The organism is Denitratisoma sp. DHT3, assembly GCF_007833355.1.
GTDB lineage: Bacteria > Pseudomonadota > Gammaproteobacteria > Burkholderiales > Rhodocyclaceae > Denitratisoma.
Genome location: NZ_CP020914.1, coordinates 3,058,184 through 3,073,535 on the forward strand (window position 1 = coordinate 3,058,184; position 15,352 = coordinate 3,073,535).

At 67.6% G+C, this 15,352-nt stretch carries 11 protein-coding genes; 8 read left to right on the plus strand and 3 right to left on the minus strand.

Features of this window, described 5'->3' with window-relative positions; all coding sequences use genetic code 11:
* Positions 1 to 58: 58 nt before the first annotated feature.
* The 3 genes from B9N43_RS14155 to B9N43_RS14165 all read left to right on the plus strand — a co-directional run bounded on the left by B9N43_RS14155 (position 59) and on the right by B9N43_RS14165 (position 2,985).
* Entirely contained in the window at positions 59 to 1,216 is a 1,158-nt protein-coding gene (locus B9N43_RS14155; protein WP_145842835.1) for a UbiH/UbiF family hydroxylase, read from the plus strand.
* A gap of 198 nt (positions 1,217 to 1,414) precedes the next feature.
* Positions 1,415 to 2,122, plus strand: coding sequence for a DsbC family protein (locus tag B9N43_RS14160; RefSeq protein WP_145842837.1), 708 nt, complete (start codon positions 1,415 to 1,417; stop codon positions 2,120 to 2,122).
* Positions 2,123 to 2,133: 11 nt separating this feature from the next.
* Positions 2,134 to 2,985, plus strand: coding sequence for a class I SAM-dependent methyltransferase (locus B9N43_RS14165; protein ID WP_145842838.1), 852 nt, complete (start codon positions 2,134 to 2,136; stop codon positions 2,983 to 2,985).
* Here the strand turns inward: B9N43_RS14165 and B9N43_RS14170 are convergent.
* The 3 genes from B9N43_RS14170 to B9N43_RS14180 all read right to left on the minus strand — a co-directional run bounded on the left by B9N43_RS14170 (position 2,974) and on the right by B9N43_RS14180 (position 7,141).
* Positions 2,974 to 5,265: a putative bifunctional diguanylate cyclase/phosphodiesterase gene (locus tag B9N43_RS14170; protein ID WP_222428746.1), complete on the minus strand. Its 2,292-nt coding sequence runs from the start codon at positions 5,263 to 5,265 to the stop codon at positions 2,974 to 2,976. The two genes, B9N43_RS14165 and B9N43_RS14170, sit on opposite strands and share 12 nt — an antisense overlap.
* A 186-nt stretch (positions 5,266 to 5,451) precedes the next feature.
* Positions 5,452 to 5,913 (minus strand): single-stranded DNA-binding protein, encoded by a 462-nt coding sequence (gene ssb, locus B9N43_RS14175; protein WP_145842839.1) that lies wholly within the window; start codon positions 5,911 to 5,913, stop codon positions 5,452 to 5,454.
* Positions 5,914 to 5,929: 16 nt separating this feature from the next.
* On the minus strand, positions 5,930 to 7,141 hold the full coding sequence (locus B9N43_RS14180) for an MFS transporter (protein ID WP_145842840.1): 1,212 nt from the start codon (positions 7,139 to 7,141) through the stop codon (positions 5,930 to 5,932).
* Positions 7,142 to 7,239: 98 nt separating this feature from the next.
* Between B9N43_RS14180 and uvrA the strand changes: the two genes are divergently transcribed.
* From uvrA to B9N43_RS14205, 5 genes are read left to right on the plus strand one after another with little or no spacing between them, the layout of a single operon-like run.
* On the plus strand, positions 7,240 to 10,074 hold the full coding sequence (gene uvrA, locus B9N43_RS14185) for an excinuclease ABC subunit UvrA (protein ID WP_145842841.1): 2,835 nt from the start codon (positions 7,240 to 7,242) through the stop codon (positions 10,072 to 10,074).
* A gap of 2 nt (positions 10,075 to 10,076) precedes the next feature.
* Positions 10,077 to 10,403 (plus strand): hypothetical protein, encoded by a 327-nt coding sequence (locus tag B9N43_RS14190; protein WP_145842842.1) that lies wholly within the window; start codon positions 10,077 to 10,079, stop codon positions 10,401 to 10,403.
* Between the two features lie 21 nt (positions 10,404 to 10,424).
* Entirely contained in the window at positions 10,425 to 11,405 is a 981-nt protein-coding gene (locus B9N43_RS14195) for an HlyD family secretion protein (protein WP_222428747.1), read from the plus strand.
* Between the two features lie 6 nt (positions 11,406 to 11,411).
* Positions 11,412 to 14,147: a ribosome-associated ATPase/putative transporter RbbA gene (rbbA, locus tag B9N43_RS14200; RefSeq protein ID WP_145842844.1), complete on the plus strand. Its 2,736-nt coding sequence runs from the start codon at positions 11,412 to 11,414 to the stop codon at positions 14,145 to 14,147.
* 7 nt (positions 14,148 to 14,154) lie between these two features.
* On the plus strand, positions 14,155 to 15,294 hold the full coding sequence (locus tag B9N43_RS14205; protein ID WP_145842846.1) for an ABC transporter permease: 1,140 nt from the start codon (positions 14,155 to 14,157) through the stop codon (positions 15,292 to 15,294).
* Positions 15,295 to 15,352 lie beyond the last annotated feature (58 nt).

A 15,352-nucleotide genomic window follows, 5' to 3' on the forward strand; every position in this document is an offset into this window, starting at 1 on the left:
ATTGCGCGGAAGCCCAAAAATCCACGCCAGGCGGCGCGCTGTCGGCGACAATGACGGGATGGATTTCGACATCGTGATCGTGGGCGGGGGACTGGCCGGCTTGTCGCTGGCGGTGGCGCTGCGCCAGGCCCGGCTTTCGGTGGCGCTGGTGGAGGGCCGCGCCCCGGCCCGGCCCGCGGGCTGGGATGCCCGCATCTATGCGGTCAGCCCGGCGAACGTGGCCTTTCTGGAACAGATCGGCGCCTGGCGCCATCTGGACGCCGCCCGCCTGTGTCCGATCGAGGCCATGATGGTGCGCGGCGATGCCGGCGGCCGGCTGGATTTCACCGCCTACGACGCGGGCGTCGATGCGCTGGCCTGGATCGCCGAGGCCTCGGCGATGCAGTGCGAACTGTGGGAAAGCGCCAAGCGCCAGGCCAACGTGACCCTGTTCTGCCCCGCCTCCCCCCAGGCGCTGGCGTTCGAGCCGGAGCGGGCGATCCTGACCCTGGCCGACGGCCGCGCGCTGCGCGCCAGGCTGGTGGTGGCGGCCGACGGCGCCGACTCCTGGACGCGGCAGGCGGCGGGAATCGAGGCGCGGTTCCAGCCTTATGGGCAACATGGCCTGGTGGCCAATTTCGAATGCGCCCGGCCGCACCGCAACGCGGCGTTCCAATGGTTCCGCGCCGACGGCGTGCTGGCCTATCTGCCGTTGCCGGGAGAGGCGATTTCCATCGTCTGGTCCACGCCGGAGGCGCACTGCCGCGAACTGCTGGATCTGGCGCCGGCGGAGTTCTGCCGCCGGGTGGAGCAGGCGGGCGACCACACGCTGGGCGAATTGCGCCTGGCCACACCGCCGGCGGCCTTCCCGCTGCGCCTGATGCGCGCGCCGCGCAGCATCGCGCCGCGCCTGGCGCTGATCGGCGACGCGGCGCACACCATCCATCCGCTGTCGGGCCACGGCATCAACCTGGGTTTCCAGGACGCCCGGGCCCTGGCGCGGATGCTGGCGGCCAAGCCGGAACACGTGGATTGCGGCGAGCCGGCCTTCCTGCGCGCCTACGAGCGGGCGCGGCGGGAGGACGTGGTGGCGCTGCAAACCGTAACCGACGGCCTGCAGCGCCTGTTCGCGCCGACGTCGCCGCTCCTCTCCCGGCTGCGCAACCTCGGGTTGAACCTTACCAACGGCGTCCCGGTCGTAAAGAACCTGCTGGTGCGCTATGCCCTGGAGTCCTGATTCAAACCGTCCAAGCCGGAACCAAACAGCCAAGACTTCGATGAAGCACGGTGCCGTGCCGGCTGGCCGGAAAAGCGCAAGCAGGCCCGCCCCCTTCCAACCGCCCTCTCGCGGGGGAGGTGACGATATCGGCTCGCTACGCTCGGCGGTTCGACCCGTCGTTGAAATTCGTCATTTCACACTATCTCTGGAGTTTTCATGAAACGCATCGCCCTGTTCCTGCTGTTCGCCGCCGCTGCCGGCTCCGCCCTCGCACAGAGCGGCGAAGCCGCGATCCGCAAGGTGTTCGAGGATAAGCTGAAGACCCACGTCGACCAGATCAGCCGCTCCCCGCTGCCCGGAATCTACGAAGTGCTGGTGGAAGGGCAGACCATGTACGTCGACGAAAAGGCCAGCCACTTCATCGCCGGCACCATGGTCGATCTGAAGACCATGAACAACGTCTCGGCGGACAGCCGCGCCAAGTGGTTGCAGAAGCAATACGCCAAGCTGCCGCTGGACTTGGCGATCAAGGTGGTGCGCGGCTCCGGCAAGAATGTGCTGGTCACCTTCGAGGACCCCAATTGCGGCTACTGCAAGGTGCTGGGGAAGGATTTGCAGAAGCAGAAGGACATCACCGTCTACACCTTCCTGCTGCCGGTGCTGGGCCCGAACTCGGAGAGCATGGCGCGCAACATCTGGTGCGCGCCGGATCGCGGCAAGGCCTGGACCGAGTGGATGGTCGGCGGCACCGCGCCGGCTTCCGCGGCCAAATGCGACGCCGATGGCGTGCTGCGCAAGACCATGGAACTGGGCCAGCGCTTCGGCATCCGCGGCACGCCCTTCCTGATGTTCGCCAACGGCGACGCCGCGCCCGGCTACCTGAAGCCGGAGGAGATGGAGAAACGCTTCAAGGCCGTGAACTGAGCGGACGCGGCATGTCCAAGACCTACGAGATCCGGCCCGGCCAGTCCATCGAACTGCTCAAGGAACTGCACATCCTGACCCGCGAGGGCCGGATGAACCAGGACAGCCGGCGCAAGCTGAAGCAGGTGTATCACCTGTTCCAGTTCATCGAGCCCTTGCTGAAGGAAGCGCAGCTGAGCCACCCCGATGTGCATCTGGTGGATCACGGCGCGGGTAAGTCCTACCTGGGCTTCATCCTCCACGACCTGTTCTTCAGGAACGCGCCGGGCGGCGGCCACATCTGGGGCATCGAGAGCCGCGACGAACTGGTGGCGCGCTCCCGCGAACTGGCGGCGCGGCTGGGATTCGGCGGCATGAGCTTCCTCAACCTGTCGGTTGCCGACTCGATCAGCTCGGCCGAACTGCCGGCGCGGATCGACGTGGTGACTGCGCTGCATACCTGCAATACCGCGACCGACGACGCGATCCGCTTCGCGCTGGCGAAACAGGCCCGCTTCATCGTGCTGGTGCCCTGCTGCCAGGCCGAGGTGGCGGCCGTGCTGCGCAAGCACAAGGGACGGGCGCTGGCGCAATCGGCGCTGACCGAGTTGTGGCGTCATCCGCTGCACACGCGGGAATTCGGCAGCCAGGTCACCAACGTGCTGCGCTGCCTGCAGCTGGAGTCGCACGGCTACCAGGTGAATGTCACCGAACTGGTGGGCTGGGAGCACTCGCTGAAGAACGAACTGATCATCGCGACCTACAAGGACCTGCCGCGCCGCCGTGCCGGCGAGCGCCTGGCGGAGATGCTGCAGACCCTGGGCCTGGAAGAGCTCGGGGTGCGCTTTTTCAGCGGCAGCGCCGGCCGGGTATCACCGGCCTAGGGCGAACGCCTCGAATTCCTCCGCCGGCAGCGGGCGGCTGAACAGATAGCCCTGGAAGGTGTGGCAGCCGGCGTTGGTCAGGAAGCCGCGCTGGGCCTCGGTTTCCACGCCTTCGGCGATGACGCCCAGGCTCAGGCTCTGGGCCAGGGCAACGACGGTGCGGGCGATGGCGGCGTCGTTGGGGTCGCTCAGCACGTCGCGGACGAAGGATTGGTCGATCTTCAACTGGTCCAGCGGCAGACGCTTGAGGTAGGACAGGGAGGAATAGCCGGTGCCGAAATCGTCGAGGGCGAAGCCCAGGCCCTTGGCCCTCAGGGCGAACATCTTCTCGATGATGTCCTGCACGTTGTCCACCAGCAGGCTCTCGGTCAGTTCCAGTTTGAGCCGTTCCGGATTGGCGCCGGTCTTGGTCAGGGCCGCCAGCACCTGCTGGACGAAGTCGGGCTGGCGGAGCTGATGGGCGCTGACGTTGACCGCGATCGTCAACTGGGCCAGCTGCGGTTGCCGCGCCCAGCGCGCCAGTTGGGCGCAGGCGGTTTCCAGCACCCATTGGCCGAGCGGCAGGATCAGGCCGGTGGTTTCGGCCAGCGGGATGAAGGCGGCGGGGGAGACCATGCCCTGCTGCGGGTGCTGCCAGCGCACTAGGGCCTCGGCCCCGATGATGCGTCCGTCGTCGATGACCTGAGGCTGGTAGTGGAGCAGGAACTGCTGTTCCGCAAGGCCCAGGCGTAGTCCCGTCGCCATGTCCGCGCGGGCCGCGACGATGGTCTGCATCGCCGGATCGAAGAAGCGCAGGGTGTTGCGGCCGGCGTCCTTGGCCCGGTACATGGCCAGGTCGGCCTGCTTGAGCAGGTCGTCGATGGCGGGCGACTCATTGCGGAACAGGGTGGCGCCGATGCTGGGGGTGCTGAGGCAGGCCGCGTCCTTCAGGTAGTAGGTCTGGTTGAGCTCGGCGAGGATTTTTTCGCCGATGGCTTCGACCTGGGCCATGGCGCTGATTTTGAGGGAGCTCAGGTTCACCAGCATCACCACGAATTCGTCCCCGCCCAGCCGCGCCACCGTGTCCTCGGCGCGCACGCACCCCACCAGGCGCTGCGCCACCTGCTTGAGCAGCAGGTCGCCCATGTCGTGGCCGTGCGTGTCGTTCAGGGTCTTGAAGTCGTCCAGGTCGATGAGCAGCAACGCGCCGAAGTGTCCGCTGCGGACGCCGGAGACCATGGCTTGACGCAGCCGGTCGAAGAGAAGGGTGCGGTTGGGCAGGTTGGTGAGCTGGTCGAAGAAAGCCAGTTCCTGAATTTTGCTCTCGGCCAGCTTGCGTGCCGTGATGTCGGCGATGACGCCGATCAGGCCCCGTTCCTTGCCGCGCGGATTCTGGAAACGGCGTCCCGTCAGGTTGCCCCAGAATTCGCTGCCGTCGGCGCGCAGATAAAGCCGGTCCAGTTCCACGGCGGGAATGTCGCTGGCGAGCAGCGCCAGCATCTTGCGGTGCCCGGTTGCCCGTTCGTCGGGATGGATGAGTTCGGTGTACGTGCACCCGAGCAACTGGTCGAGCGGGTAGCGGAACATTTCCGCCATGCGCTGGTTGGCCTTGGTGATGACGCCTTGCCGGTCCACCAGGAAGATGGCGACGCTGGAGGTGTCGAGGATCTGCTGCAGCAGCAGTTCCCGGTCCGCCAGGTCCTCGTTCAGCAGCGTCAGGGCGCGGGTGCGCTGGACGACGGTGTCTTCCAGGGTCTTGTTGAGGTCCGCCAGTTGTTCCGCGGTCTGGAGCGTGCGCTGCCGGTCCAGGCCGCTGTCCGCCAGGACGGCGGCGAGCTGGGCGTAAAGGCGGGTGACGGCCTCCACCCGTTCCTGCGGAATGACCGGCAGGCGGGCGATGGCCGCCAGATAGCGATCCTCGTCGAAACCGAACTGCCGGGCCTGGTGCCGGAAGAACTCGAGATCCGGCGCCTCGGTCAGGAACTGGCCGGTGAATACATTGGCCAGATGGCGCCCATCGACGACGATGGGCGAGGCGGTGTCCACCAGGCCGTTGTGGCAACGATAGATTGCGTAGGTCGCGCCGGCCGTCTGCGTCGCCAGGGAGGTGTCGCTCTCGACGCAGCGACGGCAGGTCGCCGGATTGGCGCAGTGGAACTCCATGCAGGCATCCTGCCAGCCGGCGCGGACGATGATGGCGCCGTCCACGTCGATCACCGCGTTGGCGATGCCGATCACCTCGCTGAAGCTGTTCATCAGCGCCTGCAGCTTGGGGATATCGACCAGGTCAGCGTACTTCATGGAACGGAAACCCTCCTCGGGTGGACGTCGACATGATGCCGCAGGGTTCGCCATGGGCGCCGCACCGGCTCAATGCGGCGCCCATGGCTGCTTCAGCGTTCTTATTGCTGATTGATGCTTGGTGGCGGTGTCGGGCGGATGCGCGCATCGAGCCGTTGGGCGTGCTGTCGACACCGCCGGGGCCTGCTAGAAGGGAATGTCGTCCTCGAAATCCCCCAGCCCGCCGCTGGGCGCCGGGGCCGGCGCCGGCCGGCTCGGCGGGGCGCTGCGGGGCGCGCTGCTGCGCGGCTCCTGGTCGCCGCCGCCCATGCCTTCGCGGCGCCCCAGCATCTGCATCGCATCGGCGCGGATTTCGGTGGTGTAGCGCTCCTGCCCGCTCTGGTCCTGCCACTTGCGGGTGCGCAGGCTGCCTTCGACATAGACCTGGGAGCCTTTTTTCAGGTACTGGCCGGCGATTTCCGCCAGCTTGCCGAAGAACACCACGCGGTGCCATTCGGTGGCTTCGCGCCGCTCGCCGGTCGCCTTGTCCTTCCAGTTGTCCGTGGTGGCGATGGACACGTTGGTGATGGCATCACCGCTGGGCGCGTAGCGGATCTCGGGGTCCTTGCCCAGGTTGCCGACCAGAATTACCTTGTTGACCGATGCCATTGCGCATCTCCTCCGATTAAGATTGTTCAAGTATGCCACGGGCCGCAGGCGTTGCCTGCGCCTCGGGCGAGGGCCGCAGCGACGGCAGTTTCATCGACAGGGCGACGAGCACCCAGGCCGCCGCCACCACCGCGCCCAGGCCGAATACGCCGCCCGGGCCGCTGTGCTGGGCGAGCCAGCCGCCCAGGGCGCCGCCCAGGAACAGGCCGATGGCCTGGCTGGTGTTGTAGACCCCGAGCGCCGCGCCCTTGGCCCGCGCCGGGGCGACGCGGGAGATCAGCGAGGGCAGGTTGGCCTCCAGCACGTTGAACGCCAGGAAGAAGACCGTCATCATCGCCACCAGGGCGGTGAGGTTGTCCATGCCCAGGTAGCAGCCGGTTTCCGCCGCCACCAGCAGGAGCACGGCGGCGACGAACACCGCCTTCACCTTGCCCTTGCGCTCGGCCAGGATGATGGCCGGCACCGTCGGCACCAGGGAGAGCAGCATGGTGCCCAGGTAGACTTTCCAGTGGCCGGCCAGCGCCAGGCCGTTCTTGACCAGCAGGCCCGGCACCACGACGAACATCGCCATCTGGATCAGGTGCAGGGCGAAGATGCCGAAGTTGAGCCGCATCAATTGGCCGTCCAGCAGCACCTCGCGAAACGGCACGGTGGGGCCCGGTTGCGGCGGCGGCGGGTCCGGCACCACGCGCGTGATCAGGAACACCGCGCCCAGGGCCAGCAGGGCGGTGAGCCAGAACAGGCCGCCCATGCCGATCACCGCGTAGAGGGCGGGCGCGCCGATCAGCGACACGGCGAAGACCAGGCCGATCGAGGAACCGATCATCGCCATCACCTTGGTGCGGTGCTGATCCCGGGTCAGATCGGCGGCCAGTGCCGTCACCGCGGCGGAGATCGCCCCCGAACCCTGCAGCACGCGGCCGGCGATGATCAGATAGATGTCCGTGGCCAGGGCCGCCACGGCGCTGCCCAGGGCGAACAGCAGCAGGCCGACGACGATCACCCGCTTGCGTCCCCAGCGGTCCGAGGCCATGCCGTAGGGAATCTGGAAAATCGCCTGGGTCAGGCCGTAGGCGCCCATCGCCAGGCCCACCAGGGCCAGGTTGCCGCCGCCGGGAATGTGTTTGGCGTGTTCCGCGAAGACCGGCAGGATCAGGAACAGACCCAGCATCCGCAGCGCGAAAATCGCGGCCAGGCTGATGCCGGCGCGTTTTTCATCGCGGGTCATGGGATCGTTGCTGGGGGAGCGCATGGCAGGGTGGTGCTGGAATCTGGGGCCGCGTATATTAACAGGTTGCCTCATTCACCCTCGCCAACCCCAGAGACATGGACGAAATCAAGATCCGCGGCGCCCGGACCCACAACCTCAAGAACATCAGTCTGGACCTGCCGCGCAACAAGCTGACCGTGATCACCGGCCTGTCCGGTTCCGGCAAGTCGTCGCTGGCTTTCGACACTCTCTACGCCGAGGGCCAGCGCCGCTACGTGGAATCCCTTTCCGCCTACGCCCGCCAGTTCCTGCAACTGATGGAAAAGCCCGACGTGGACCTGATCGAGGGCCTGTCGCCGGCGATCTCGATCGAGCAGAAGGCCACCAGCCACAACCCCCGCTCCACCGTCGGCACGGTGACCGAGATCCACGACTACCTGCGCCTGCTGTTCGCCCGCGCCGGCACGCCCCATTGTCCGGAGCACGATTCTCCGCTGGAGGCGATGAGCGTCTCGCAGATGGTGGATGCCGTGCTGGCCCTGCCCGAGGACACCAAGCTGATGATCCTGGCGCCGGTGGTGGCCAACCGCAAGGGCGAGCAGCAGGAACTGTTCGCCGAGCTGCGGGCGCAGGGCTTCGTGCGGCTGCGGGTCGACGGCAAGGTCTATGACGTCGACGCGCTGCCCAAGCTGGCCAAGACCACCAAGCACAGCGTGGACGTTGTGGTGGACCGCCTCAAGGTGCGTCCCGACGTGCGCCAGCGCCTGGCGGAGAGCCTGGAGACGGCGCTGATCCACGCCGAGGGCCGGGTGCTGGTGGTGGAGATGGACAGCGAACGGGAGCATCTGTTCTCCTCGCGCTTCGCCTGCCCGGTCTGCTCCTACGCGTTGCAGGAGCTGGAGCCGCGCCTGTTCTCCTTCAACAATCCGATGGGTGCCTGCGGCAAGTGCGACGGCCTGGGGCAGATCCAGTTCTTCGATCCGGCGCGGGTGGTCGCCTATCCCCACCTGTCGTTGGCGGCAGGGGCGATCAAGGGCTGGGACAAGCGCAACCAGTTCTACTTTCAGATGCTGGAGTCGCTGGCCGCCCACTACCAGTTCGACACCGCCACGCCGTTCGAGGACCTGCCCGCCGCCGTGCAGAAGGTGGTGCTCCACGGCTCGGGCAAGGAGCAGATCAAGTTCCGCTACCTCTCCGAGAAGGGTACCCGTTTCGACCGCGCCCACAGCTTCGAGGGCATCGTGCCCAATCTGGAACGCCGCTACCGCGAGACCGATTCGCAGATGGTGCGCGAGGAGCTGGCCAAATACCTCAATTCCCAGCCCTGTCCCGAATGCGCCGGCACCCGCCTGCGGCGCGAGGCGCGCCACGTCTTCATCGGCGGACGCACCATCGCCGAGATCAGCCGCGACGCGCTGGGCGCCTGCCGGGATTTCTTCAACGGATTGAAGCTCGGCGGCCACAAGGCCCAGGTGGCGGAAAAGATCGTCAAGGAAATCCAGAGCCGGCTCGGTTTCCTGATCAACGTCGGCCTCGACTATCTTTCCCTCGACCGCTCGGCGGAGACCCTGTCCGGCGGCGAGGCGCAGCGCATCCGCCTGGCCAGCCAGATCGGCTCCGGGCTCACCGGCGTGATGTACGTGCTCGACGAGCCCTCGATCGGCCTGCACCAGCGCGATAACTCACGCCTCCTGGACACCCTGACCTATCTGCGCGACCTGGGCAACACGGTGATCGTGGTGGAGCACGATCAGGAGGCCATCGAGTGCGCCGACCACGTGGTGGACATGGGGCCCGGCGCCGGCGAGCACGGCGGCCGCGTCGTCGCCCAGGGCGCGCCGCGGGAAGTGGAGGCCCACCCGGACTCGCTGACCGGCGCCTATCTTTCCGGCCGGCGCCGCATCGAAGTGCCGAAGCGGCGCACCGCCCCCGACGCGGAACGGCAATTGCGCATCGGCAATGCCCGCGGCAACAACCTGGCCGGCGTCGACCTGGCGCTGCCGGTCGGCTTGTTCACCTGCGTCACCGGCGTCTCCGGTTCCGGCAAGTCGACCCTGATCAACGACACCCTGTACGCGGCCGCCGCCCGCCATCTGTACGGCTCGGCGATCGAGCCGGCGCCCTACGGCGAGATCGAGGGCCTGGAGTTCTTCGACAAGGTGATCAACGTCGACCAGTCGCCGATCGGGCGCACGCCGCGCTCCAACCCGGCCACCTACACCGGCGTGCTGACGCCGATCCGCGAACTGTTCTCCGGCGTGCCCGAGGCCCGCCAGCGCGGCTACGAGCCGGGGCGCTTCTCCTTCAACGTCAAGGGCGGCCGCTGCGAGGCCTGCCAGGGCGACGGCATGATCAAGGTGGAGATGCACTTCCTGCCCGACATCTTCGTCCCCTGCGACGTCTGCCACGGCAAGCGCTACAACCGCGAGACCCTGGAGGTGCGCTACAAGGGCAAGACCATCCACGACGTGCTGCAAATGACGGTCGAGCAGGCGCGCGAATTCTTCGATCCGGTGCCGGTGGTGGCGCGCAAGCTGCAAACCTTGATGGACGTCGGCCTGTCCTATGTGCAACTGGGGCAGAGCGCCACCACGCTCTCCGGCGGCGAGGCCCAGCGCGTCAAGCTGGCGCTGGAACTCTCCAAGCGCGACACCGGTCGCACCTTGTACATCCTCGACGAGCCCACCACGGGGCTGCACTTCCAGGACATCGAGATGCTGCTGGCGGTGCTGCACCGGCTGCGCGACCACGGCAACACCATCGTCGTGATCGAGCATAATCTCGATGTCATCAAGACCGCCGACTGGATCGTCGATCTCGGTCCCGAAGGCGGCGGCGGCGGCGGCCGCATCATCGCCAGCGGCACGCCCGAGGAGGTCGCGGCCGTCGCGGGCAGCCACACCGCACGCTATCTTTCCGCATTGCTGGCGCCCAAGAGGAAAAGGAAATAGCCATGCCCGTATTCGAGAACTATGCCGCCGACGCGGCGCAACTGGAAACGGAGATCGTCCGCAAGGGGATCATCCTCGGCATCGACTGGGACAACGAAAGCGAGCTGCGCAAGCTCGCCAGGCAGGCCCTGGCCTGTCGCAAGGACACCATTCAGGCGGACTGCAATCCCGCCACCTCGGAGGGCATCGCCAAGCTGGAGCTGTTCGGCCTCGCCCAGTTGATGCTGAAGGTCATGGAGCAGGGCGCCGGGGACGGCATCGAGGTGCACGGCGGCCCGGTCTGGAAGGCGTTCGCCAAGGCCCTCTGGGCCGAGAAGAACCAGGACTGACGTTTTTCGAGGATTGCCATCTTGTCTTCCGTTCCGTCGCGAAAATTCGCTTTCCTGCTGTTGCTGCTGCTGATTCCCGTATTGGTCGCTGTCCTGTGGGGCCGCCTCGACGGCAAGACGTTGCCGGAGGGGTTCGCCCTGGGCAACGGGCGACTGGAGGCGATCGAGGTCGACGTCGCCACCAAGGTGGCCGGCCGGCTGCTGGAGCTTGGCCCCCGTGAAGGCGCCGACGTGACGGCCGGCCAGGTTCTGGGGCGTCTCGATGCCGAGGACCTGGCGGCTCAGTTGCGCGCCGCGGAGGCCGCCACTCGCCAGGCCCGCGAAGCGGGACGTGTCGCGAGGGAAGCGGCGCGGGCTGCCCAGGTGCAGTTGCAGTTGGCCAGGACGACCCTGGTTCGCACCGAAAACCTGGACAGGAAGGGCTTCGTCACGGGCGACAAGCTCGACCGCGACCGCAGCGCGGTCAAGACCGCCGAAGTCGCCCTGGCGGGCGGCCAGGCCCAGGTGGCGGAAGCCGTCGCGGCGGAAGCGGCGGCCATGGAAAAGGCCCGCTCCCTGGCCGTCACCCTGGAGGACACCGCCTTCAAGGCGCCCCTGTCGGGCCGCGTGCTCTACCGCCTCGCGGAGCCCGGCGAAGTGCTGGGCGCCGGCGGCAAGGTGTTGACCCTGCTCGACCTCGACAATGTCTTCATGACCGTGTTCCTGCCGGCGGCGGAAGCCACGCGGCTGCCCCTGGGCAGCGAGGCGCGCATCGTGCTCGACGGCCTGTCCGCAACGCCGATCCCGGCCAGGGTCACCTTCGTGTCGCCCCAGGCCCAATTCACCCCCAAGGAAGTCGAGACCCGCAGCGAACGGGAAAAACTGATGTTCCGGGTCAAGCTCAACGTCGACGCCGGCTGGTTGCAGTCCCATCGCGACCTCGCCAAACCCGGCATGCCGGGCGTCGCCTATGTGCGTCTGGATGCCTCCCGCCCCTGGCCCGCGCAACTCCCCAGCCGCTGACCGCGCATGACGAACGACGCCATCCTGGCCCGGTTGGCCGCCGTTAGTCATCGCTACGGCAACGCCGTGGCCCTGGACCGCGTGAGCCTGGACATCCCGGCCGGCGGCATGGTCGGCCTGATCGGACCCGACGGCATCGGCAAATCGAGCGTGCTGGCGCTGCTCGCGGGTGCGCGCCGCCTGCAGCAGGGCCGTGTCGAGGTGATGGGACACGATCTCGGCAATGCCCGGCAGCGCGCCCTGGTCCAGCCGCGCATCGCCTACATGCCCCAGGGGCTTGGCCGCAATCTCTATCCGACGCTCTCGGTGGAGGAGAACGTCGCCTTCTTCGGCCGCCTCTTCGGCCTGGCGCGCGAGGAGCGGCGCCGGCAGATCGACGAGCTGCTCCAGGCCACGGGGCTGGCCCCGTTCCGCACGCGTCCCGCCGCCAAGCTCTCCGGCGGCATGAAGCAGAAGCTGGGGCTGTGCTGCGCGCTGATCCACGCGCCCGACCTCTTGATCCTCGACGAGCCCACCACGGGTGTCGATCCCCTTTCCCGCCGCCAGTTCTGGGAACTCATCGAGCGTATCCGCGCCCGCCGTCCGGGCATGAGCGTGATCGTCGCCACGGCCTACATGGAAGAGGCCGAGCGTTTCGACTGGCTGGCGGCCATGGACGACGGCCGCATCCTCGGTCAGGGCAGTCCGGCGGAACTCAAGACCCGGACCGCCGCCGCCACCCTGGAGCAAGCCTTCGTCCGGCTGCTGCCGGAAAGCCGCCGCCAGGGCCATGCCGAACTGCGGGTGTCGCCGTGGAGCGGAGACGGCGAGCCCGTCATCGTCGCCGAGGGGCTGGTGCAGCGCTTCGGCGATTTCACCGCCGTGGATGGCGTGAGCTTCCGCATCCCGCGGGGAGAGATTTTCGGCTTCCTGGGCTCCAACGGCTGCGGCAAGACCACCACCATGAAGATGCTGACGGGCCTGCTGCCGCCCACTGCCGGCCAGGCCGCCCTGTTCGGCCGCGCCGTCAGGGGCGGCGACCTCGAAACCCGGCGCCAGGTGGGGTACATGTCCCAGTCCTTCTCCCTCTACGGGGAACTGACGGTGGCGCAGAACCTGGACCTCCACGCCCGCCTGTTCCACCTTCCCGACGATCGCCGCGAAGCGCGCATCGCCTATCTGGTGCGGCGCTTCGGCCTCGCCCCCTATCTCGACGCCCGTTCCGACGCGTTGCCCCTGGGCCTGCGGCAACGCCTTTCCCTGGCCGTGGCGGTGGTCCATGAGCCGCGCCTCTTGATCCTCGACGAGCCCACCTCCGGGGTGGACCCCATCGCCCGCGACCAGTTCTGGGCCCTGCTGCTGGAACTCTCCCGCGAGCAAGGGGTGACGATCTTCATCTCCACCCATTTCATGAACGAGGCGGAACGCTGCGACCGCATCTCCCTGATGCATGCCGGGCGGGTGCTGGCCAGCGACCGCCCCGAAGCGCTGCGCCAGGCCAAGGCGGCCGCGACGCTGGAGGATGCCTTCATCGCTTTTCTCGAGGAGGCTTCCAGCGAAACAACACCCGCCGCTGCCGCGCCCGGCCAGGAGCCACCGGCCAGGCCGGCCGCCGCTCCATCCCAGGCTCCCCGCCGCTTCAGCCCGCTGCGGCTGTTCGGCTATGCCTACCGGGAAACCCTGGAGCTGCGGCGCGATCCGATCCGGCTGGCGTTTGCCTTGCTCGGGTCCGTGCTGCTGATGTTCATGCTCGGCTACGGCATCACCTTCGACGTGGAAAACCTGCGCTTCGCGGTGCTGGACCGCGACCAGACCCCGGAGAGCCGCGAATACGTCCAGAACGTGGCCGGCTCCCGCTACTTCGTCGAGTTGCCGCCCCTGGCCGATGCCGGCGCCCTGGAGCGGCGCATGGCGAGCGGCGATGTCTCCCTCGCCCTGGAAATCCCGTCGGGTTTCGGCCGCGACCTGCGGCGCGGACGCCCGGTCTCCGTCGGCGCCTGGGTGGATGGCGCCATGCCCTTCCGCGGCGAGAACATCCGCGGCTACCTGGAGGGCCTGCACCTGCAATACCTGATCGACCAGGCCACCCGCCGCTACGGCGTGGCGCCGCACCCGTTGCCGGTGGACCTGCAGATACGCTACCGCTACAACCAGGATTTCAAGAGCCTCTACGCCATGGTGCCGGCGATGATCCCGGTGCTGCTGATCTTCGTCCCGGCCCTGCTGACGGCGCTGGCCGTGGTGCGGGAAAAGGAGCTGGGCTCCATCACCAACCTCTACGTCACGCCGGTGTCGCGGCTGGAGTTCCTGCTCGGCAAGCAACTGCCCTATGTGGGGCTGGCCATGATCAGCTACGCCGGACTGCTGCTGCAGTCGATCCTCGTCTTCGGCGTGCCGCTCAAGGGCAGCCTGGCGGCGCTGACCCTGGCGGCCTTGATCTACGTCGTCGTCACCACCGGCTTCGGCATGCTGATTTCGGCCCTCACTCAAACCCAGATCGCCGCCCTGGCGCTGACGGCGATCGCGACCATGCTGCCCTCGGTGCAGTTCTCCGGCCTGACCGCGCCCATCAGCGCCCTGGACGACACGGCCGCCGCCATCGGCCAATGCTTTCCCGTCACCTATTTCCTGCTCATCAGCCGGGGCGTCTTCACCAAGGCGCTGGAGTTTCGCGACGTGCTGCCCCAGATCCTGATCCTGTCGCTGTTCGTGCCCATCACGCTCGGATTGAGCCTGGCGCTGCTGCGCAAACAGGAGAAGTGAGCCGGCCATGTCCCGCGCCCTCGTCGCCGCCAGCAACATCTTCCGCCTCGGCGTGAAGGAGCTGCGCAGTTTCCTGGCGGACAGGGTGCTGCTGATGATCATCGCCTTCGCCTTTTCCTTCGGCATTTTCGCCGGCGCCCGTTCCACCGCCCTGGAATTGCGCAATGCGCCCGTGGGCGTGGTGGACCTGGACCGCTCGCCCCTGTCCCTGCGCATCATCGACGCCTTGCGCCCGCCTTACTTCCGCCCTCCCGTGGCAACCGACCTCGCCGCCATGGACGCGGCCCTGGACAAGGCCCGTTTCAGCTTCGTGCTGGTGATCCCGGCCGATTTCCAGCGGAACCTGGAACGCGGGCGGCGCCCCGAGCTGCAACTCGACATCGACGCCACCATCATGTCGCAGTCCTTCGTCGGCGCCAGCTACATCCAGAAGATTCTCGCCAAGGAACTCGCCCGTTTCACGAGCGGCCGGGAAACGACGGACGCATTGCCGGTGAATCTGGTGAGCCGCATCCGCTTCAACCCCAACCTCTCCGGCATCTGGTTCGGCGGGGTGATGGAAACCATCAACAACATCACCATGATGACCATCATCCTGGTCGGCGCCGCCTTCATCCGCGAGCGGGAGCACGGCACGGTGGAGCATCTGCTGGTGATGCCGCTCACGCCCTTCGAGATCATGATGGCCAAGGTCTGGGCCAATGGTCTGGTGGTGCTGGCGGGCGCCACCTTCGCCCTGACGGTCGTGGTGCAGGGAATCCTGCGGGTGCCGATCGCCGGCTCGCTGCCCTTGTTCCTCGCGGGCACGGCGCTTTACCTGTTCTCCGCCGCCTCGATCGGCATCTTCCTCGGCACCCTGGCCCGCTCCATGCCGCAGTTCGGCCTGCTCATCATCCTCGTGGTGCTGCCCCTGCACATGCTCTCGGGCGGCATCTCACCCCGCGAAAGCATGCCCGAGGCCGTGCAGAACCTCATGCTGGCGGCCCCGACCACCTGGTTCGTGCGCCTGGCCCAGGGCATCCTCTACCGAGGGGCCTCGCTGGATATCGTCTGGCCCGAGTTCCTCGCCATCACGGGCATCGGCGCGATTTTCTTCCTCGCCGCCCTGGTGCGCTTTCGCCGCTCGGTCACCCAGACGCAGCTCTGACCTTGCGCCGGAAACCGGCGTCCGTCACGATTTTGCCGGTGCGCAAGCGCCTCCAGGG

Bases quoted from the DNA above. Each gene is read 5' to 3' on its own strand.
- ssb (WP_145842839.1), bottom strand. From the start codon at position 5,913: ATGGCATCGGTCAACAAGGTAATTCTGGTCGGCAACCTGGGCAAGGAC.
- uvrA (WP_145842841.1), top strand. From the start codon at position 7,240: ATGGACGAAATCAAGATCCGCGGCGCCCGGACCCACAACCTCAAGAAC.
- B9N43_RS14160 (WP_145842837.1), top strand. From the start codon at position 1,415: ATGAAACGCATCGCCCTGTTCCTGCTGTTCGCCGCCGCTGCCGGCTCC.
- B9N43_RS14190 (WP_145842842.1), top strand. From the start codon at position 10,077: ATGCCCGTATTCGAGAACTATGCCGCCGACGCGGCGCAACTGGAAACG.
- B9N43_RS14180 (WP_145842840.1), bottom strand. From the start codon at position 7,141: ATGACCCGCGATGAAAAACGCGCCGGCATCAGCCTGGCCGCGATTTTC.
- B9N43_RS14205 (WP_145842846.1), top strand. From the start codon at position 14,155: ATGTCCCGCGCCCTCGTCGCCGCCAGCAACATCTTCCGCCTCGGCGTG.
- B9N43_RS14170 (WP_222428746.1), bottom strand. From the start codon at position 5,265: ATGAAGTACGCTGACCTGGTCGATATCCCCAAGCTGCAGGCGCTGATG.
- B9N43_RS14165 (WP_145842838.1), top strand. From the start codon at position 2,134: ATGTCCAAGACCTACGAGATCCGGCCCGGCCAGTCCATCGAACTGCTC.
- rbbA (WP_145842844.1), top strand. From the start codon at position 11,412: ATGACGAACGACGCCATCCTGGCCCGGTTGGCCGCCGTTAGTCATCGC.
- B9N43_RS14155 (WP_145842835.1), top strand. From the start codon at position 59: ATGGATTTCGACATCGTGATCGTGGGCGGGGGACTGGCCGGCTTGTCG.